A 15389-nucleotide genomic window follows, 5' to 3' on the forward strand; every position below is an offset into this window, starting at 1 on the left:
ACAGGCTAACCTCTGCAACGTCCGGGCGAGCTGCGACAATTCCCCGCTGTGGTGGTTAACTCCGCGTCCGAACGCGTGCTGACCGGGCTCGACCCGGAACAACGCTCGGCCGTGACCGCCGTGGCCGGGCCGGTCTGCGTACTCGCCGGGGCCGGCACCGGCAAGACCCGGGCGGTCACCTCGCGGATCGCGCACCGGGCGCTGAGCGGGGAGATCTCGGCGCGGCACGTGCTCGCCGTCACCTTCACCGCCCGCGCCGCCGCCGAGCTGCGGCACCGGCTCGGCGCGCTCGGGGTGGCCGGCGTCCAGGCCCGGACCTTCCACGCGGCGGCCCTGCGCCAGGTGCGCTACTTCGCGCCCCGGCTGCTGGCCGGGCGGGCCATGCCCGAGCTGCTGGACAGCAAGGTGCGCCTGGTCACCCTCGCCGCGGCCCGGGCCGGCCTGCGGACCGACCGGACCGCCGCCCGGGACCTCGCCGGTGAGATCGAGTGGGCCAAGTCCTCGCTGGTCGAGCCGGGGGAGTACGTGGTGGCGGCGGCGAAGGCGCTGCGCGAGACGCCGCACGAGCCGGCCAAGGTCGCCGAGGTCTTCGCCGCGTACGAGAGGCTCAAGCGCACCGGAGGTGTGATCGACTTCGAGGACGTGCTCCGCGCCGCGGTCTGGGGGATCGAGGAGCACCCGGACGTCGCCGAACAGGTACGCAACCAGTACCGGCATCTCGTCGTCGACGAGTACCAGGACGTCAACCCGTTGCAGCAGCGCCTGCTGGACGCCTGGCTCGGCGGCCGGGACGACGTGACCGTGGTCGGCGACGCCAGCCAGACGATCTACTCGTTCACCGGGGCGACGTCGTCGTATCTGGTCGACTTCCCGCGCCGCTATCGGGGCGCCACGGTGGTCCGGCTGGTCCGTGACTACCGGTCCACCCCGCAGGTGGTCGGGCTCGCCAACGCGGTCATCTCGCAGGCCCGTGGCACCGAGGCGAGGCTGCGCCTGGAACTGGTGGGCCAGCGTCCGCCCGGCCCGGAGCCGGAGCGGCGGATCTTCACCGACGAGCCGGCCGAGGCCGCCGCGGTCGCCGCGCGCTGCCGTGCCTTGGTCGACGCCGGCACCCCGGCACGGGAGATCGCCGTGCTGTTCCGCACCAACGCGCAGTCCGAGGCGTACGAGAAGGCGCTGGCCGAGGCGGGCGTGCCGTACCAGGTCCAGGGGGCCGAGCGGTTCTTCGAGCGGACCGAGGTGCGGCAGGCGATGGTGGCGCTGCGCGCGGCCACCCGGTCGATTCCCGGCGAGACCCCGCTGCCGGTGGCGGTGGTCGAGGCGCTCGCCGCCGTCGGGTGGGCACCCGACGCGCCCCCGCCCGGTGGGGCCGCCCGCGAGCGGTGGGAGGCGCTGGCCGCGCTGGTCCAGCTCGCCGAGGAGTACGCGGCCACCCCCGACCTGGTGCCGGTGGGCGTGGCCGCCACGGTCGAGCGCCCGGTCACCCTCGCCGACTTCGCCGACGAACTGGCCCGACGGGCCGCCCAGCAGCACGTACCCACGGTGGAGGGGGTCACCCTGGCCTCGCTGCACTCCGCGAAGGGCCTGGAGTGGGACGCGGTGTTCCTGGTCGGGCTCGCCGAGGGCACCCTGCCCACCACGTACGCGCGCACCACCGAGCAGGTCGAGGAGGAGCGCCGGCTGCTGTACGTCGGCATCACCCGGGCCCGTCAGTGGCTCTGGCTGTCGTACGCCTCGGCACGCTCCCCGGGCGGGCGGGCCCGGCGGCCGTGCCGTTTCCTGCCCCAACTCGCCCCGGGCGGGACGGAACGGGCGAGCGCGGGCGCCCCGGCGCGCGGCGCACAGCGGCGGGCGGCCACCCGGATCGTCTCCTGCCGGATCTGCGGGACCACCCTGTTCGCCGGGCCGGACCGGAAGCTGGGCCGCTGCGCCACCTGTCCGTCCGACATCGACGACGAGTTGCACGAGCGGCTGTGCGAGTGGCGGTCCCGGGTGGCCGGAGCCCAGCGTGTCCCCGCCTACGTGGTCTTCACCGACGCGACGCTCGTCGCGCTCGCCGAGCGGCGGCCGGGCCGGTCCGAGGAACTGGTGGCGATCGCCGGCATCGGCCCCCGCAAACTCGGCCTGTACGGGGAGGCCGTGCTGGCGCTGGTGGGGGGCGCGGCGGTCGATGAGATCTGCCCTCAGAAAACTTTCTGAATCTGACCGTTAATTCGTTTGCCCTCGCCCCACCGACCGTCATAGCCTCAGGACACACCTCGCTGAGGGGCCCTGTTCGGGCTGCTCACGGGGGATCTGTTCCGAGTCGATCGTTGAGTGAAGGTCTGGAGGTGGCACCGATGGAGAGCTACATCAACCAGCGTCCGACGGCGCTGCCCGTTGCCGTCGCTCCGCTGTCGGCTGCCCTGATCTCCGTCGTTCCGGCGACGGATGTTCGGGCGACTGTCGTCGCCACGCGACCGTGGGCTCCGCAGGTGCACCGGGTCGAGGTTCAGGCCGAGCTGATCCTCGCACCGAAGCCGAACGGGATCCAGGGGACCAGTGGCTTCACGGGCAAGGGCGTCGATGGCGCCAGCAAGCGGATGGACGTCCGCGGTGTTCCACCTCGAGGTAGACCGGTCTGACCAACAGACCACCGGCTCACCTCGAGGCCGCGGAACCCGCATACCGGGATCCGCGGCCTCAGTTTTTTTGCACCGCCGAGTACGTCGGAACAGCGATCCACGAGATCGAAGTGAGAGAGAGGTGACCGGGCGATGAGTCTGGCGTTGGCCCCACTTGACCTGAGCGTCGAGATGGAGGCGAACCTGCCCTGCCGGAAGTTCGACCCCGACCTGTGGTTCTCCGACTCGCCCACCGACCTGGAACTGGCCAAGTCGCTCTGCGGGGACTGCCCGCTGCGCGTCGAGTGCCTGGCCGGTGCGGTCGAGCGGGCCGAGCCCTGGGGCGTCTGGGGCGGCGAGATCTTCGAGCGTGGCGCGGTCGTCCCGCGCAAGCGGCCCCGTGGTCGCCCGCGCAAGGAGGACATCGCCCGTGACGCCGCCCTGCGGGTCGAGGCCGAGGCGCGACTGGCCGCCGACGGGCTCGCCCCGTCGCGCAACGCGGTCCGGCTGGCTGCCTGACATGTTCCCGAACCAGACCGACCCCGGCACTGCGCCGGCCGAGAGAGAGCTGACCACGATGCTGCACCTGCCGAACGGAACCACCGACATGTACCTACTCCACGAAGCGTTGGCGCGGGTACGAATGCTGCGGCCTCAGGCCGGCCGCACCACCACGAGCACTGAGGCAACCCGATCCGCCCGTACCGTCGCCATGACCGGCCGTACCCGGTCGGCCCGCGAGTTGGGCGTCCTGTAGGACCGACACCGCAGACGGCGGGCGGGGACCAAGGGGTCCCCGCCCGCCGTCGTCGTGTGGTGGGTCGGTGCTCAGCCGACCGGGGCGAAACCGGGCAGCCAGCGTTCCAGGATGCCCCGGTAGGGCGCCTTGGCCTCCAACTGGCACAGCACCCCGATCGAACCGAGCGTCACCCGGTGGACGAGCAGGTATGACGGGGGCAGGTTGAGGTGCCGGCTGAACTGGTAGGCGGGGGAGCGCGGGTTGGCCAGCCGGGTCGCCTCGGCGCGCAGCCAGGCCCGGGAGAACCGGAACTCCTCGACGGCGATCGGTTCCAGCATCGGCCGCAGGAACTCCAGCAGCGCGCGGGCGTCGATCGGGTCGTCGGTGCTGAGGAAGCCCTCCGAACGCAGCCCGGCCTCCACCCCGTCGGCGTCGCCCCGCAGGGCCAGGGCGGCGATGCGGCCGATCGGTTCCGGCGTACCCTCCGGCATCCGGGCCACGGCGCCGAAGTCGATCACCCCGAGTCGGCCGTCCGGCAGCAGCCGGAAGTTGCCCGGGTGCGGGTCGGCGTGCAGCAGCCCGGCCCGGGCCGGTGCGGAGAGGTGGAGCGTGGCCATCAGCAGGCCGGCCCGGTCCCGTTGCTCCTCGCTGCCTTCCCGGATGATGTCGGAGAGCGGCGTGCCCTCCACCCACTCGGTGACCAGGACCCGGGGCGAGGCGGAGAAGACCGCCGGGACGGAGATCTCGGGGTCGCCCTCGTACGCGGCGGCGAAGGCGCGTTGCGACTCCGCCTCCAACTCGTAGTCCAACTCCTCGGTGATGCGTTCCCGCAGCTCGGCGAGAAGCGGCTTGACGTCCAACCCGGGCTGGATGGCCCGGAACATGGCGCTCAGCCGGGAGAGCTGCTTGAGGTCGGCGAGCAGGGCGTCACCGGCGCCCGGATACTGGATCTTGACGGCCGCGTCCCGGCCGGTGCCGTCCGGCATCCGCCACACGGCCCGGTGCACCTGCCCGATGCTGGCCGCGGCGGCGGGGGAGTCGTCGAAGGTGACGAAGCGATCACGCCAGGCCGGCCCCAACTGCTCGGCGAGGACCTTGTGCACGCTGGCGGCGGGCAGCGGCGGCGCGGCCTCCTGGAGCTTGGTCAGGGCCTGCCGGTACGGCGCGGCGACCTCCTCGGGCAGGGCCGCCTCGAAGACCGACAGCGCCTGGCCGAACTTCATCGCCCCACCCTTGAGCTGGCCCAGGACGCTGAAGAGCTGCTCGGCGGTGCGTTGCTGGATCTCGGCGGAGATCACGTCGGAGGCGAGCCCGGTGACACGTTTTCCCATGCCGAGGACGGTCCGCCCGGCGAAGCCGAGCGGCAGTGCGGCGAGCTTGGCGGTGCGGGACACGGCCCGGCGCGGGATGTCGGTCACGAGGTCATTGTTACCGACTCGGCGGGCCTGCTGCTGCTCTGCGGCCGGGCTGGCGCTCATCTTCGGTGTACGCACCGCACCGGCAGCGGGGGTGCGGTGGCCAGTGCCGGCGTCGGGCGCCGCCCGCCGGACCGACCTCCACCGCCCCGCCGAGCGTCTCCGGTGTGCCGCCGTCGAGCTGCGTCAGCGCCTCGGTGACCGCGTAGGCGGTGGCCGCGAGCAGCGTGCCGGTGGCGCAGGTCGGGGTGGCGGGCGCGCGGGCGATCTGGGCGGCGAGCGCCGGCCAGTGCGGGTCCCGGTCGGCGCGGTGCAGGTCGAGGCAGCGCAGGCAGGGGCCGGTCGGCGGCTGGACCAGTGGCCCGATGACCGGTACGCCCTCCCGGACGTCGATCAGCAGGTGCGGTTGCCGACGCTGGGCGTGACCGGCCGCCACCAGGGCGGCCGGCCGGTCGAGGCCGAGCTGGATCACCAGGTCGGGCCGGGTCCGTCGCAGTGGGCCGGTGGTGGTGCCGGGTGCGGCGCGCGTCACGGCCGCCTGGACGGCCGCGTCGAGTGGCCGGCCGAGATCGGCGGCGGCGATACCGCTGCCGACCAGGTCGACGGGGCGTACGGGGCCGCTGAGGTCGGGTCGGACGTGCCCGACGCCGGCCTGGGCCAGGGCCAGGGTGACGGCGGCGCCGAGCGGCCCGGGACCGGTGACCGTCACCCGGGCGGCCAGGCGACGCCGGAGCACCTGCGCGGGAGTGCCGGGCAGCCGGGCGGCTGCCAGGGCCAGCGCGCCGGCCTCCGCGGCGAGTCGGCTCCGGCGGGGCTCGGCGAGATCCCGGGGCACCAGCGTGTGTGCCGGCACCACCAGGCCGGCCTCACGCAGCGCGTCGAGCAGGGCGCGGGCGTGTTCCGGACGGCCGCCCGTACCGGTCAGCACCTGCCGTTCGCTGCGGGTGCCGTCGAGCAGGTCGAGGAGCCGGACCGCCCCGGGGTCGGCGAACTCGACCAGGACGGCACGCTCCGGTGCCAGCCCGAGCTGGAGGGTGTGCCGGTCGCGCCAGAGTCGGCTGAGGCCGGGCAGCAGGGTGGGTCGGGGCGACGGCGGGTGGTCCGTGATCGGCGGCATGGGTACGAACAGTGACCGATTCCCTGCTGTCCGTCGATCGTTGTCCACAGGTGGCCACCCGCAGATCCAGGGCTGTCCACAGGATTTGGCGAGTTTTCCACAACTCGTCGGTAACCCTGTCGGTGGCCCGACAGTGAGCGGAAACGCCGCGAGGGGGTGGCCGACGGCCACCCCCTCGCGCGGACGCGTACGTCAGACCTTCGCCTTGCCCAGGATGCGGTTCACTGTTGTGCCACACACCGGACACTTGCCCTTGGCCATGTTCATGCCGGTCTTCGAAACCTCGACGCGGCCTTCGAAATCCCGCTTCTCCTTGCACTTGACGCAGTAACCGTTGTAGGTCTGGGCCTGGTCGGCCACGGTGTGCCTCCTCGTCTCGTCCGCCGGGTCGATGCCGGTCCGGCGGTTCTCCCGGCGCGGTCGCCTACGACGTCCGACATCGGGTCTTCTCCGTGGTCATCCACATGACCACCGGTTGGCGGACCCTACCCAGGTGCGGGTGGTTCCATGTCAGTTGCGCGTTGCCACTGTGAGCAAGGCGACGTCGAGAGTGTGCACGCCGAATTGCGCCAGATCAGTCCTTTTGGCGGGGACACGCCGACTGGAGGCCGCTAAATCCGCTGGTCGGGCGGTGCGGCCGGAGATTGGGACCCCGCTGGCGGGGTCGAGTGATGATCACTTACCGTGGTGCGGGTCGGTGCTGTGACACCTCACCGGCCGTCACGAAGGGTGATCGTGACGCCGCGCGATGCTCCGGCAAGAATTTTTTCGGGACTCCTGGCGACCAATCCCCATTTTCCGGGCGCGTGTCGGGGGGTTGACCCTTGCGGACCCCTGGTCACAACGCATTAGCTTGCCAACGTGACAGCAAACCGAGGCTGCGCGGTCCACTGATGGCGGGGGCGCGGAAGCCTGTCGTCGAGGTACGGCGCAGCCAGCGTCGGCGACGTACGGTGTCCGCCTACCGAGACGGTGAGCGGGTCGTCGTCCTCATCCCCGACCAGTTCTCCCGGGCCGAGGAGAGCGAGTGGGTCGACCGGATGCTCGCCCGGCTCGCCGCCCGCGAGGGGCGCCTCACCCGTTCCGACGCCGAACTGGTGGAGCGGTCCGGCCGGCTGATCAAGCTGTACCTGACCGAGTACGGCGACCAGGCGGTGCCGGCCAGCGTCCGGTGGGTGAGCAACCAGAACGGCCGCTGGGGCTCCTGCACCCCGGCGGACCGCTCGATCCGGCTCTCCCACCGGCTCCAGGAGATGCCGGAGTGGGTGATCGACTACGTGTTGCTGCACGAACTCGTCCACCTCATCGTGCACAGCCACAACGCGCAGTTCTGGGCGCTGGTCGGCCGGTACCCGAAGACCGAACGCGCCCGGGGCTACCTGGAGGGTGTCGCGGCGGTGGGCGGCGCGCCCTGAGCGGTCCGCCGCCCGGCGGTAGGGTCGACGCATGGCTCGACGTGTGGTGGCGGCGCTGCTCGCCCCGGTCACCTGGACGCCACCCGGCATCGACCCGGTGGACTGGCGGCGCGCGCTCGCCGAGGACGTGGTGGACCTGCTCGCCATGCTCAACGAGGTCGACACGGCGGTGGCGGTCACCCCGGCGGACCGCCGGCTGGCCGACGAGGTGATCTGGCCCGGCACGACGGTGTACGAGGTGCCCGAGCCGACGCCCAACGCCGTCTTCGCCGCCCTCGATGCCTCCGGCGACGGCTACGAGCAGGCGGCGGTGGTCGCCGGGGACGCCCCCGACCTGCCCGGACTCACCGTCGGCAAGCTCCTGCGCCCGCTCACCAGCCGGCCGGTGGCACTCGCCCCGGTCGAGGGTGGTGTGCCGGGACTGCTCGGGGCGGCGGTCCGGCTGCCCGTACCCTCCTGGCTGCCGGCGCTGGATCTGGACAGCGCCGTGCCCGCGGCCGTGCGCGCGGCGGCGCCCGAGCCGGGCGACCTCGCGGTCACCCCGTCCTGGCACCGGCTACGCGGCCCGGCCGACCTGGCCCGGCTCGACCTCGCGCTGGACGGCTGGGAACACACCCGGGCCCTGCTCACCGGCGCCGACCGGACCGGCTGACGCGCGACCCACACCGCCGGTCCGGCTGAGGCCGGACCGGCGATGCTCGCGTGCGGCGGGGTCAGGAGCGGCGGTCGTCGCCCTCGGTGTCGTCGGGGCGTTCCGGACCGTCCGGGCCCTTGCCCTCGACCTCGCCCGGGATCTTCTCCTCCGGGCCGCCCGGAGCGGAGAAGTCGAACTTCTCCAGCTCGGTCATCAGGTCCATGTCGGCCATGGCGAAGGCCACCGGGTCGGCGAAGTCGGCGTCGGACGGCAGCAGGTCGGGGTGGCCCCAGAGGGCGTCCCGTCCGGCGATGCCCCGGTGCTCGGTGAGCGCCGCCCAGAGCGCGGCGGCCTCACGCAGCCGGCGAGGGCGCAGTTCCAGCCCGACCAGGGCGGCGAAGGTCTGCTCGGCCGGTCCACCCGCCGCCCGCCGCCGACGGAACGCCTCGCCGAGCGAGACCACGTTCGGCAGCCGGCCGTCCGCAGCACCGTCCACCACGTGGCAGACCCAGCCCTCGACCAGGGCGAGAGCGGTCTCCAGGCGGGCCAGTGACGCCTTCTGTGCCGGGGTGTCCTCCGGCGTGAAGATGCCCTCCAGGGCGATCGCCTGCATCGACTCCGGGTCGGTCGGGTCGACCCGACCCATCGCCTCCTCGATCGCCTCCCGGTTGACCCGGATCCCGGCCGCGTACGTCTCCACGGCGGTGAGGACGTGCCCGCGCAGCCACGGCACGTGCTCGAAGAGTCGCTGGTGGGCCGCCTCGCGCAGGGCGACGTAGAGGCGTACCTCGTCCTCGGGCAGCTCCAGGCCCTCGCCGTAACCCCGGATGTTGGCCGGGATCAACGCGGCGGTCCCGGCGGGGCCGAGCGGCAGGCCGATGTCACCGGCGGATAGCACCTCCGCAGCCAGCGACCCGAGCGCCTGACCGAGCTGACCGCCGAAGAGGGCACCGCCGAGGGTGGCCACCATCGACTGCATCGGGCCGAGCTGGGCGCGCGCCTCCGGCGGCACCAGGTCGCCCATCGCGCCGACCATCCGGCTTGCCACCGGGTCGCACAGCTTGCGCCAGACGTCCAGCGTCTTGAAGATCCACTCGTTGCGGTTCCAGGCCACCGTGGTCTTGATGCCGGAGGGCAGGGCCGACGCCGGCTCCAACCAGAGGTCGGCGATGCGCAGCGCCTCATCGACCGCGTTGCGCTCGTAGGGCGAGACCGCCGGGTCGCCCGCCGCCGCGAGCTGACTGGCCGCCACCTGACGGGCCAGATCCCAGTTGACCGGCCCGCTGCCCGGCGCGGAGAGCAGGTGCTGCAACTGCGACATGAACTGCTGCATCTGCGCGGGGTCGTTGGGGTCGGGCGGCTGCCCACCCGGGAGCGCGAAACCGAACGGAATATCAGGCACGAGCTCTACGGTACGCGCGCCGTGCCCCTGGTCGCCGTCACCGCAGTTGCGCTGAGGGCGAAGTCGTCGTCGTGCCGCCCGGAGGCCGAGAACCGGCTCGGTACGCTCTGGCGCATGAGACGACGTGGCGTGACCGTCCTCCTCGGTGCTCTGCTCACCGCTCTGCTCAGCATCGGGGTGCTCGGCGCGCCCGTCCCCTATGTCGTGCTCGGTCCCGGTCCGACGGTGGACACGCTCGGGCAGGAGGACGGCAAGGAGGTGATCCAGGTCACCGGCGGGGAGACCTCCGACTCGGCGGGGCAACTGCGCCTGACCACGGTGGGTGTGCAGCCGACCGTGAAGCTGCGCTCGGCCATTCAGGGCTGGCTCTCCGACGACCAGGCGGTGGTGCCGCGCGAGCTGGTATACCCGCCCGGCGAGACCCGCGAGGAGGTCGAGCAGCGCAACGCCGAGGACTTCCAGGTCTCGCAGACCAGCGCGGAGACCGCCGCGCTGCGGGAGCTGGGGTACGAGGTGCAGGTCGTGATCAAGACCGTCGCCGCCGACGGACCGGCCGCCGGAGTGCTGCGTCCCGGTGACGTGGTGACCTCGGTCGACGGGGAGCCCGTGCCGCTGGCCGGCCGGTTGACCGAGCTGGTCAGGGCGAAGCCGGCGGGCACCGCGCTCCGCGTCGGGTACACCCGAGACGGTGCCGCCCGCACCGACACCATCACCACCCAGGAGCAGGACGGCCGACCGCGGATCGGGGTCGAGATCGAGCAGCAGCAGCCGCACCCGTTCACGCTCTCCTTCGACCTCCAGGACATCGGCGGGCCCAGCGCCGGGCTGATGTTCGCCCTGGGGATCATCGACAAGCTGACGCCGGAGGACCTGACCGGCGGCCGGGTCATCGCGGGCACCGGCACCATCGACGACTCCGGCCAGGTCGGGCCGATCGGCGGCATCCCGCAGAAGCTGGTCGGCGCGAAGCGGGCCGGCGCCACGGTGTTCCTGGTGCCGGCGGCCAACTGCGCCGAGGCGGTGTCCAACCGCCAGCCGGACCTGCCGCTGGTCCGGGTGGGTTCGCTCGACGAGGCGCTCAGCGCGATGGAGACGCTGCGTGCCGGGGGCGAACCGACGCTCTGCTGACTGCCGGACCGACCCGGCGTCCCGCCGGGACCACGCTCTTGACCTGGGCCGACTTCGGGTCGGTGCGATCGCTCGCGGGCCGGGTGTCGGCTGCGCGGCGCGACCTGCCACAACGCATTCAGGAACACCCCGTACTCTGGGTGCCTGGTCGGAGCCGATCATAACGAGCGTGCGGAGCCAACAGTGGTCATGCGTAGCAGCAGCCCCCTGCCGAGGATGAGCCGACGCGGACGCGTCACGATCGGGGTGCTGATCGGAGTGTTCGTCCTGTTCACCCTGCTCGGCTGGGGGGTGCAGGCCTGGACCGACTGGCTCTGGTTCTCCGAGGTCGACTACACCTCCGTCTTCCGTGGGGTGATCGTCACCCGGTTGCTGCTGTTCCTGGCCGCCGCCGTCGCGATGGGTCTGATCGTCGGTGGCAACCTCTGGCTGGCGCAGCGGCTGCGCCCCCGGATGCGTCCGCACTCGCCGGAGCAGGCGACGCTGGAGCGCTACCGGATGCTGCTCGGCCCCCGGCTCGGGCTCTGGATCGCCGCCGCCGCCGTGGTGGTGGGTCTCTTCGCCGGCCTGTCCGCACAGAGCCGCTGGAACCAGTGGCTGCTCTTCCTGCACGGCGGTGACTTCGGCGTGCAGGACCCGGAGTTCGGTGTGGACGTCGGCTTCTACGTCTTCCAGTTGCCGTTCTGGCGCTTCCTGCTCGGGCTGGGCTTCACCGCGGTGGTGCTGGCGCTGATCGGTTCGCTGGCCGTGCACTACCTCTTCGGTGGAGTACGCCTGCAGGGCGTCGGCGACCGGATGAGCGGGGCGGCCCGGGCTCACCTGAGCTCGCTGGTCGCGGTCTTCGTGCTGCTCAAGGCCGTCGCGTACGTGCTGGACCGGCGGTCGATGCTGCTGGAGTACAACGACGGCGTCGGTGTCTACGGCGCCGGGTACGCCGACATCAACGCGCTGCTGCCGGCGAAGGAGATCCTCGCCTACATCTCCGTGGTGGTGGCGATCGCGATCATCGTCTTCTCCAACGCCTGGATGCGGAACCTGGTCTGGCCGGGCATCTCGCTGGCGCTGCTCGGCGTCTCGGCGGTGGCGATCGGCGGCATCTACCCCTGGGCGGTGCAGACCTTCGAGGTCAAGCCGAGCGCCCGGGACAAGGAGGCGCCGTACATCCAGCGCAGCATCGACGCCACCCGAGCCTCGTACGGGTTGGACATCGCCGAGAACTCGGCGTACTCGGCCAGCAACCTGACGCCGTCGGAGAACCTGGCCACCGACACCTCGGTGGTGCCCAACGCCCGTCTGCTCGACCCGCAGCTGGTCAGCGAGACCTACACCCAGCTCCAGCAGGTCCGTGGCTTCTACGACTTCGGCCCCAAGCTGGACATCGACCGGTACACGGTCGACGGCAAGACCCAGGACTACGTGGTCGGCGTACGTGAGATCAACTACGGCGAGCTGACCGCCCAGCAGAGCAACTGGATCAACCGGCACACCGTCTACACCCACGGGTTCGGCGTGGTGGCCGCCCCCGCGAACCAGGTCGTCTGCGGTGGCCAGCCCTTCTTCGTCTCCGGCTTCCTCGGCGAGCGGTCGCAGGAGTCCTGCTCCTCGCCGACCGACCAGATCCCGGCCAGCCAGCCCCGGATCTACTACGGCGAGCGGATGCAGGACGGTGACTACGCCATCGTCGGCAAGCCGAGCGAGGACGCCAACCCGGCGGAGTTCGACCGGCCGGCCGGCGAGAGCGGCGAGGGCCGCGAGTCGTACTACACCTACACCGGTGAGGGCGGCGTGGACGTCGGGTCGTTCTCCCGGCGGCTGCTCTACGCCATCAAGGAGCAGGAGCCGAACTTCCTGCTCTCCGAGGCGGTCAACGACAACTCCAAGCTGCTCTACGTGCGGAACCCCCGGGACCGGGTGGAGAAGGTCGCGCCCTTCCTGACGCTCGACGGCGACCCGTACCCCGCCGTGGTGGACGGCCGGGTGCAGTGGATCGTGGACGGCTACACCACCTCGGCCACCTACCCGTACGCCGAGCGGGTCAACCTCCAGCAGGAGACCACCGACGAGCTGACCGGCCGGGGCACCATCCAGCTGGCCCGGGAGAACGTCAACTACATCCGCAACTCGGTCAAGGCGACCGTGGACGCGTACGACGGCACGGTCCGGCTCTACGAGTTCGACGAGAACGACCCGGTGCTCAAGGCGTGGAACAAGGCCTTCGGCGGTGACCTGATCACGCCGCGCGAGGAGATCCCGCAGGCGCTGGCCGACCACTTCCGCTACCCGGCCGACCTGTTCAAGGTGCAGCGCAACCTGCTGACCCGGTTCCACGTCACGAACCCCGGCGACTTCTACTCCGGCCAGGACTTCTGGCAGGTGCCGAACGTGCCGGACGCGCCGGACAGCGGGGTCAAGCAGCCGCCGTACTACCTCTACACGCAGATGCCCGGGCAGGAGCAGCCGACCTTCCAGCTCACCAGCGCGGTCACCCCGAACGGCCGGCAGAACCTGGCCGCGCTGATCTCGGCGTCGTACCAGGACGGGCGGCCGAGGTTGCAGGTGCTGGAACTGCCCGACCAGACCCGGGTCTCCGGCCCGGTGCAGGTGCACCAGCAGATGACCAACAACGCCAACATCCGGCAGCAGCTGAACCTGCTCTCCTCGAACCAGGCCCAGGTGCAGTACGGCAACCTGCTCTCGCTGCCGTTCGGCAACGGCATGCTCTACGTCGAGCCGGTCTACGTGAAGAGCAACCAGACCGACGCGTACCCGCTGTTGCAGAAGGTGCTGCTCTCGTACGGCGACGGTGGTTCGTTCGTGGTGTTGGCCGACAACCCGGCCGACGGCATCCGGCAGCTCGTGGAGCAGGGCAAGCGGGCGGCGGCCGGCAACCCGCCGCCGGCCGCGGAGGAGCCGCCCGCAGGCGAGGAGCCGCCGCCGGGCGGCGAGGAGCCGGCGCCCACGCCCACGCCGACCGAGGCGCCGCCGCTCACCGGCGACCTGGGGGTCGCCGCCGACCGGGTGCGTGCGGCGATCACCGAGGTGCGCGACGCGCAGGCGTCCGGTGACTTCGAGCGGTACGGCCGGGCGCTCAAGACGCTGGACGAGGCACTGACCGCGTTCCAGCAGGCGCAGCAGGCGGCCGGGGCGAACGGTCCGGCACCGACCGGCAGCCCGTCACCGACCGGCTGACGAAGCACGTTCCGACAGGGCCCGTGGGCCGGCGATCGGTCGCCGCCGCGGGCCCTTCGGCGTCCGGGCCCACCGGTCGCCCACGGCGTTCTGTGAGTCGTTTTGCGGCGGGGCGGGGTGGTGCGCTACGGTGGATCTACCGACGCGGGGTGGAGCAGCTCGGTAGCTCGCTGGGCTCATAACCCAGAGGTCGCAGGTTCAAATCCTGTCCCCGCTACTGCACGAGAAAGGCCCCGGGATCTCCCGGGGCCTTTCTCGTTGTCCGGAGTGCGGCGGCCCGTCCCGACCGGTGCCGGAACACCTTCTTCGGGGGTGGGTGGGGTGGTCGGTGCGGCTCGTACCGCATGGGGTAGGGTTGTCACATACCGACGCGGGGTGGAGCAGCTCGGTAGCTCGCTGGGCTCATAACCCAGAGGTCGCAGGTTCAAATCCTGTCCCCGCTACTGCACGACGAAGGCCCCGGGATCTCCCGGGGCCTTCGTCGTTTCCGATCCCTGCCGTTCCGGCCTTCGTCCGTCGGCCGGTGGGCCCGCCTCGGCGGTGCGCTGTTCCCCGGCAGGGGTTGCGGACCTCCGCGAGGATGAGGCCATGTCTTCAATCGGCAAGTGGTGGGGGCGGCTCGGCACGCTCCTGGGAACGGTCGTGCTGGCGGTGTTCGTGCCGGTCGCGGCGTGGGCCTCGACCGGCCCCGGGGAACTGGTCGTGGAAGCCGCCCGGCGGCGTGGGCGCGGTGGCGGCTTCTTCGGTTTCCTGGGCCTGCTCTGCTGCCTTGCGGTGGTGGCCGTGGTCGTCCTGCTGCTGGTGCGGCTCACCCGTAACCGGCGGCGCTGAACGGGTTCCGCAGCGCCTCCCGCGCGCTGCGGTCCCGGCACGGTGGTGCGTCCGGGGCGTGGTCTACTTGTCCGCGTGGAACTTCTGCACTCGGGCAAAGTGAGGGACGTCTACGCGGACGGCGACGACCTGATCCTGGTCGCCTCGGATCGCATCTCCGTCTACGACGTGGTGCTGCCGACTCCGGTCCCGGACAAGGGCAAGCTGCTCACCGCGTTGTCGCTGTGGTGGTTCGAGCAGCTCGCCGACCTGGTGCCGCACCACGTCATCTCCGCCACCGACGTGCCGGCCGAGTTCGCCGGGCGGGCGATCCGGTGCCGCCGGTTGCGGATGGTCCCGGTGGAGTGCGTCGCCCGCGGTTTCCTCACCGGGGGCGGCCTCAAGGAGTACCAGAGCACCGGGGCGGTGTCCGGCGTCGCGCTGCCGCGTGGGCTGGGCGAGGCGTCCATCCTGCCCGAGCCGATCTTCACCCCGTCGACCAAGGCGCCGATGGGCGAGCACGACGAGCCGATGACCTTCGCCGAGGTGGTCGACGAGGTCGGCGCGGAGACCGCCGAGCGGCTGCGGAAGCTGACCATCGACGTGTACTGCCGGGGCGCCGAGCTGGCCGCCGAGCGCGGCATCCTGGTCGCCGACACCAAGATCGAGCTGGGCTGGGCGGCGGACGGCACCCTGGTCCTCGCCGACGAGGTGCTCACCCCGGACTCGTCCCGCTTCTGGCCCGCCGAGTCGTACCAGCCGGGCCGTACGCAGTTCTCCTACGACAAGCAGTACGTGCGGGACTGGGCGGCGGGCAGCGGCTGGGACCGGCGCGAACCGGCGCCCGAGGTGCCGGACGAGGTGGTCGAGGCGACCCGGGCCCGCTACGTGGACGTCTACGAGAAGATCACCGGCAACCGCTGGGAGTGACCCCGGC

The 15389-nt window shown here is 72.0% G+C and carries 13 protein-coding genes and 2 tRNA genes; 11 read left to right on the forward strand and 4 right to left on the reverse strand.

Features of this window, described 5'->3' with window-relative positions; genetic code table 11:
* Positions 1-48: 48 nt before the first annotated feature.
* The 3 genes from ABZ738_RS03175 to ABZ738_RS03185 all read left to right on the forward strand — a co-directional run bounded on the left by ABZ738_RS03175 (position 49) and on the right by ABZ738_RS03185 (position 3122).
* Complete coding sequence (locus tag ABZ738_RS03175; RefSeq protein ID WP_176095164.1) at positions 49-2199, forward strand: ATP-dependent DNA helicase UvrD2; 2151 nt, start codon at positions 49-51, stop codon at positions 2197-2199.
* A 140-nt stretch (positions 2200-2339) separates the two neighbouring features.
* Positions 2340-2624, forward strand: a complete 285-nt coding sequence (locus ABZ738_RS03180) for a hypothetical protein (protein WP_131056524.1) — start codon at positions 2340-2342, stop codon at positions 2622-2624.
* Between the two features lie 132 nt (positions 2625-2756).
* Positions 2757-3122, forward strand: coding sequence for a WhiB family transcriptional regulator (locus ABZ738_RS03185; RefSeq protein ID WP_131056526.1), 366 nt, complete (start codon positions 2757-2759; stop codon positions 3120-3122).
* A gap of 309 nt (positions 3123-3431) precedes the next feature.
* On the opposite strand, the gene ABZ738_RS03190 is transcribed toward ABZ738_RS03185, so the two are convergent.
* The 3 genes from ABZ738_RS03190 to ABZ738_RS03200 form a co-directional block, all read right to left on the reverse strand.
* Positions 3432-4760: an AarF/ABC1/UbiB kinase family protein gene (locus ABZ738_RS03190; RefSeq protein WP_131056530.1), complete on the reverse strand. Its 1329-nt coding sequence runs from the start codon at positions 4758-4760 to the stop codon at positions 3432-3434.
* 10 nt (positions 4761-4770) lie between these two features.
* Entirely contained in the window at positions 4771-5874 is a 1104-nt protein-coding gene (locus ABZ738_RS03195; protein ID WP_357210609.1) for a TOMM precursor leader peptide-binding protein, read from the reverse strand.
* A 192-nt stretch (positions 5875-6066) separates the two neighbouring features.
* A complete protein-coding gene (locus tag ABZ738_RS03200) occupies positions 6067-6234 on the reverse strand; it encodes a DUF5679 domain-containing protein (RefSeq protein ID WP_012014940.1) in 168 nt (55 codons plus the stop codon).
* A gap of 533 nt (positions 6235-6767) precedes the next feature.
* Here ABZ738_RS03200 and ABZ738_RS03205 point away from each other — a divergent pair.
* Positions 6768-7289 (forward strand): M48 family metallopeptidase, encoded by a 522-nt coding sequence (locus ABZ738_RS03205; protein ID WP_131057806.1) that lies wholly within the window; start codon positions 6768-6770, stop codon positions 7287-7289.
* 31 nt (positions 7290-7320) lie between these two features.
* Positions 7321-7941 carry a hypothetical protein gene (locus ABZ738_RS03210; protein WP_357210613.1) on the forward strand — a complete coding sequence of 207 codons (621 nt, stop codon included), beginning with the start codon at positions 7321-7323 and terminating at the stop codon, positions 7939-7941.
* Positions 7942-8002: 61 nt separating this feature from the next.
* Here ABZ738_RS03210 and ABZ738_RS03215 read toward each other — a convergent pair whose 3' ends face one another.
* Positions 8003-9325, reverse strand: a complete 1323-nt coding sequence (locus ABZ738_RS03215) for a zinc-dependent metalloprotease (RefSeq protein ID WP_131055854.1) — start codon at positions 9323-9325, stop codon at positions 8003-8005.
* 114 nt (positions 9326-9439) lie between these two features.
* Here ABZ738_RS03215 and ABZ738_RS03220 point away from each other — a divergent pair, with 114 nt between their 5' ends.
* The 6 genes from ABZ738_RS03220 to ABZ738_RS03245 all read left to right on the forward strand — a co-directional run bounded on the left by ABZ738_RS03220 (position 9440) and on the right by ABZ738_RS03245 (position 15382).
* Positions 9440-10453 carry a PDZ domain-containing protein gene (locus ABZ738_RS03220; RefSeq protein WP_131055852.1) on the forward strand — a complete coding sequence of 338 codons (1014 nt, stop codon included), beginning with the start codon at positions 9440-9442 and terminating at the stop codon, positions 10451-10453.
* A gap of 189 nt (positions 10454-10642) precedes the next feature.
* Positions 10643-13642 carry a UPF0182 family protein gene (locus tag ABZ738_RS03225; protein ID WP_357210618.1) on the forward strand — a complete coding sequence of 1000 codons (3000 nt, stop codon included), beginning with the start codon at positions 10643-10645 and terminating at the stop codon, positions 13640-13642.
* A 143-nt stretch (positions 13643-13785) separates the two neighbouring features.
* Positions 13786-13859: transfer RNA gene (locus tag ABZ738_RS03230), tRNA-Met, on the forward strand.
* Positions 13860-14011: 152 nt separating this feature from the next.
* A tRNA-Met gene (locus ABZ738_RS03235) sits at positions 14012-14085 on the forward strand.
* Between the two features lie 145 nt (positions 14086-14230).
* On the forward strand, positions 14231-14473 hold the full coding sequence (locus ABZ738_RS03240; protein ID WP_131056423.1) for a hypothetical protein: 243 nt from the start codon (positions 14231-14233) through the stop codon (positions 14471-14473).
* Positions 14474-14548: 75 nt separating this feature from the next.
* Complete coding sequence (locus ABZ738_RS03245; protein ID WP_131056425.1) at positions 14549-15382, forward strand: phosphoribosylaminoimidazolesuccinocarboxamide synthase; 834 nt, start codon at positions 14549-14551, stop codon at positions 15380-15382.
* Positions 15383-15389 lie beyond the last annotated feature (7 nt).

It is taken from the genome of Micromonospora sp. NPDC047793, assembly GCF_040642635.1.
GTDB lineage: Bacteria > Actinomycetota > Actinomycetes > Mycobacteriales > Micromonosporaceae > Micromonospora.

Excerpts from the sequence above, each read along its gene's own strand:
- ABZ738_RS03205 (WP_131057806.1), top strand. The coding sequence starts at position 6,768 with ATGGCGGGGGCGCGGAAGCCTGTCGTCGAGGTACGGCGCAGCCAGCGT.
- ABZ738_RS03185 (WP_131056526.1), top strand. The coding sequence starts at position 2,757 with ATGAGTCTGGCGTTGGCCCCACTTGACCTGAGCGTCGAGATGGAGGCG.
- ABZ738_RS03210 (WP_357210613.1), top strand. The coding sequence starts at position 7,321 with ATGGCTCGACGTGTGGTGGCGGCGCTGCTCGCCCCGGTCACCTGGACG.
- ABZ738_RS03180 (WP_131056524.1), top strand. The coding sequence starts at position 2,340 with ATGGAGAGCTACATCAACCAGCGTCCGACGGCGCTGCCCGTTGCCGTC.
- ABZ738_RS03225 (WP_357210618.1), top strand. The coding sequence starts at position 10,643 with ATGCGTAGCAGCAGCCCCCTGCCGAGGATGAGCCGACGCGGACGCGTC.
- ABZ738_RS03240 (WP_131056423.1), top strand. The coding sequence starts at position 14,231 with ATGTCTTCAATCGGCAAGTGGTGGGGGCGGCTCGGCACGCTCCTGGGA.
- ABZ738_RS03195 (WP_357210609.1), bottom strand. The coding sequence starts at position 5,874 with ATGCCGCCGATCACGGACCACCCGCCGTCGCCCCGACCCACCCTGCTG.
- ABZ738_RS03220 (WP_131055852.1), top strand. The coding sequence starts at position 9,440 with ATGAGACGACGTGGCGTGACCGTCCTCCTCGGTGCTCTGCTCACCGCT.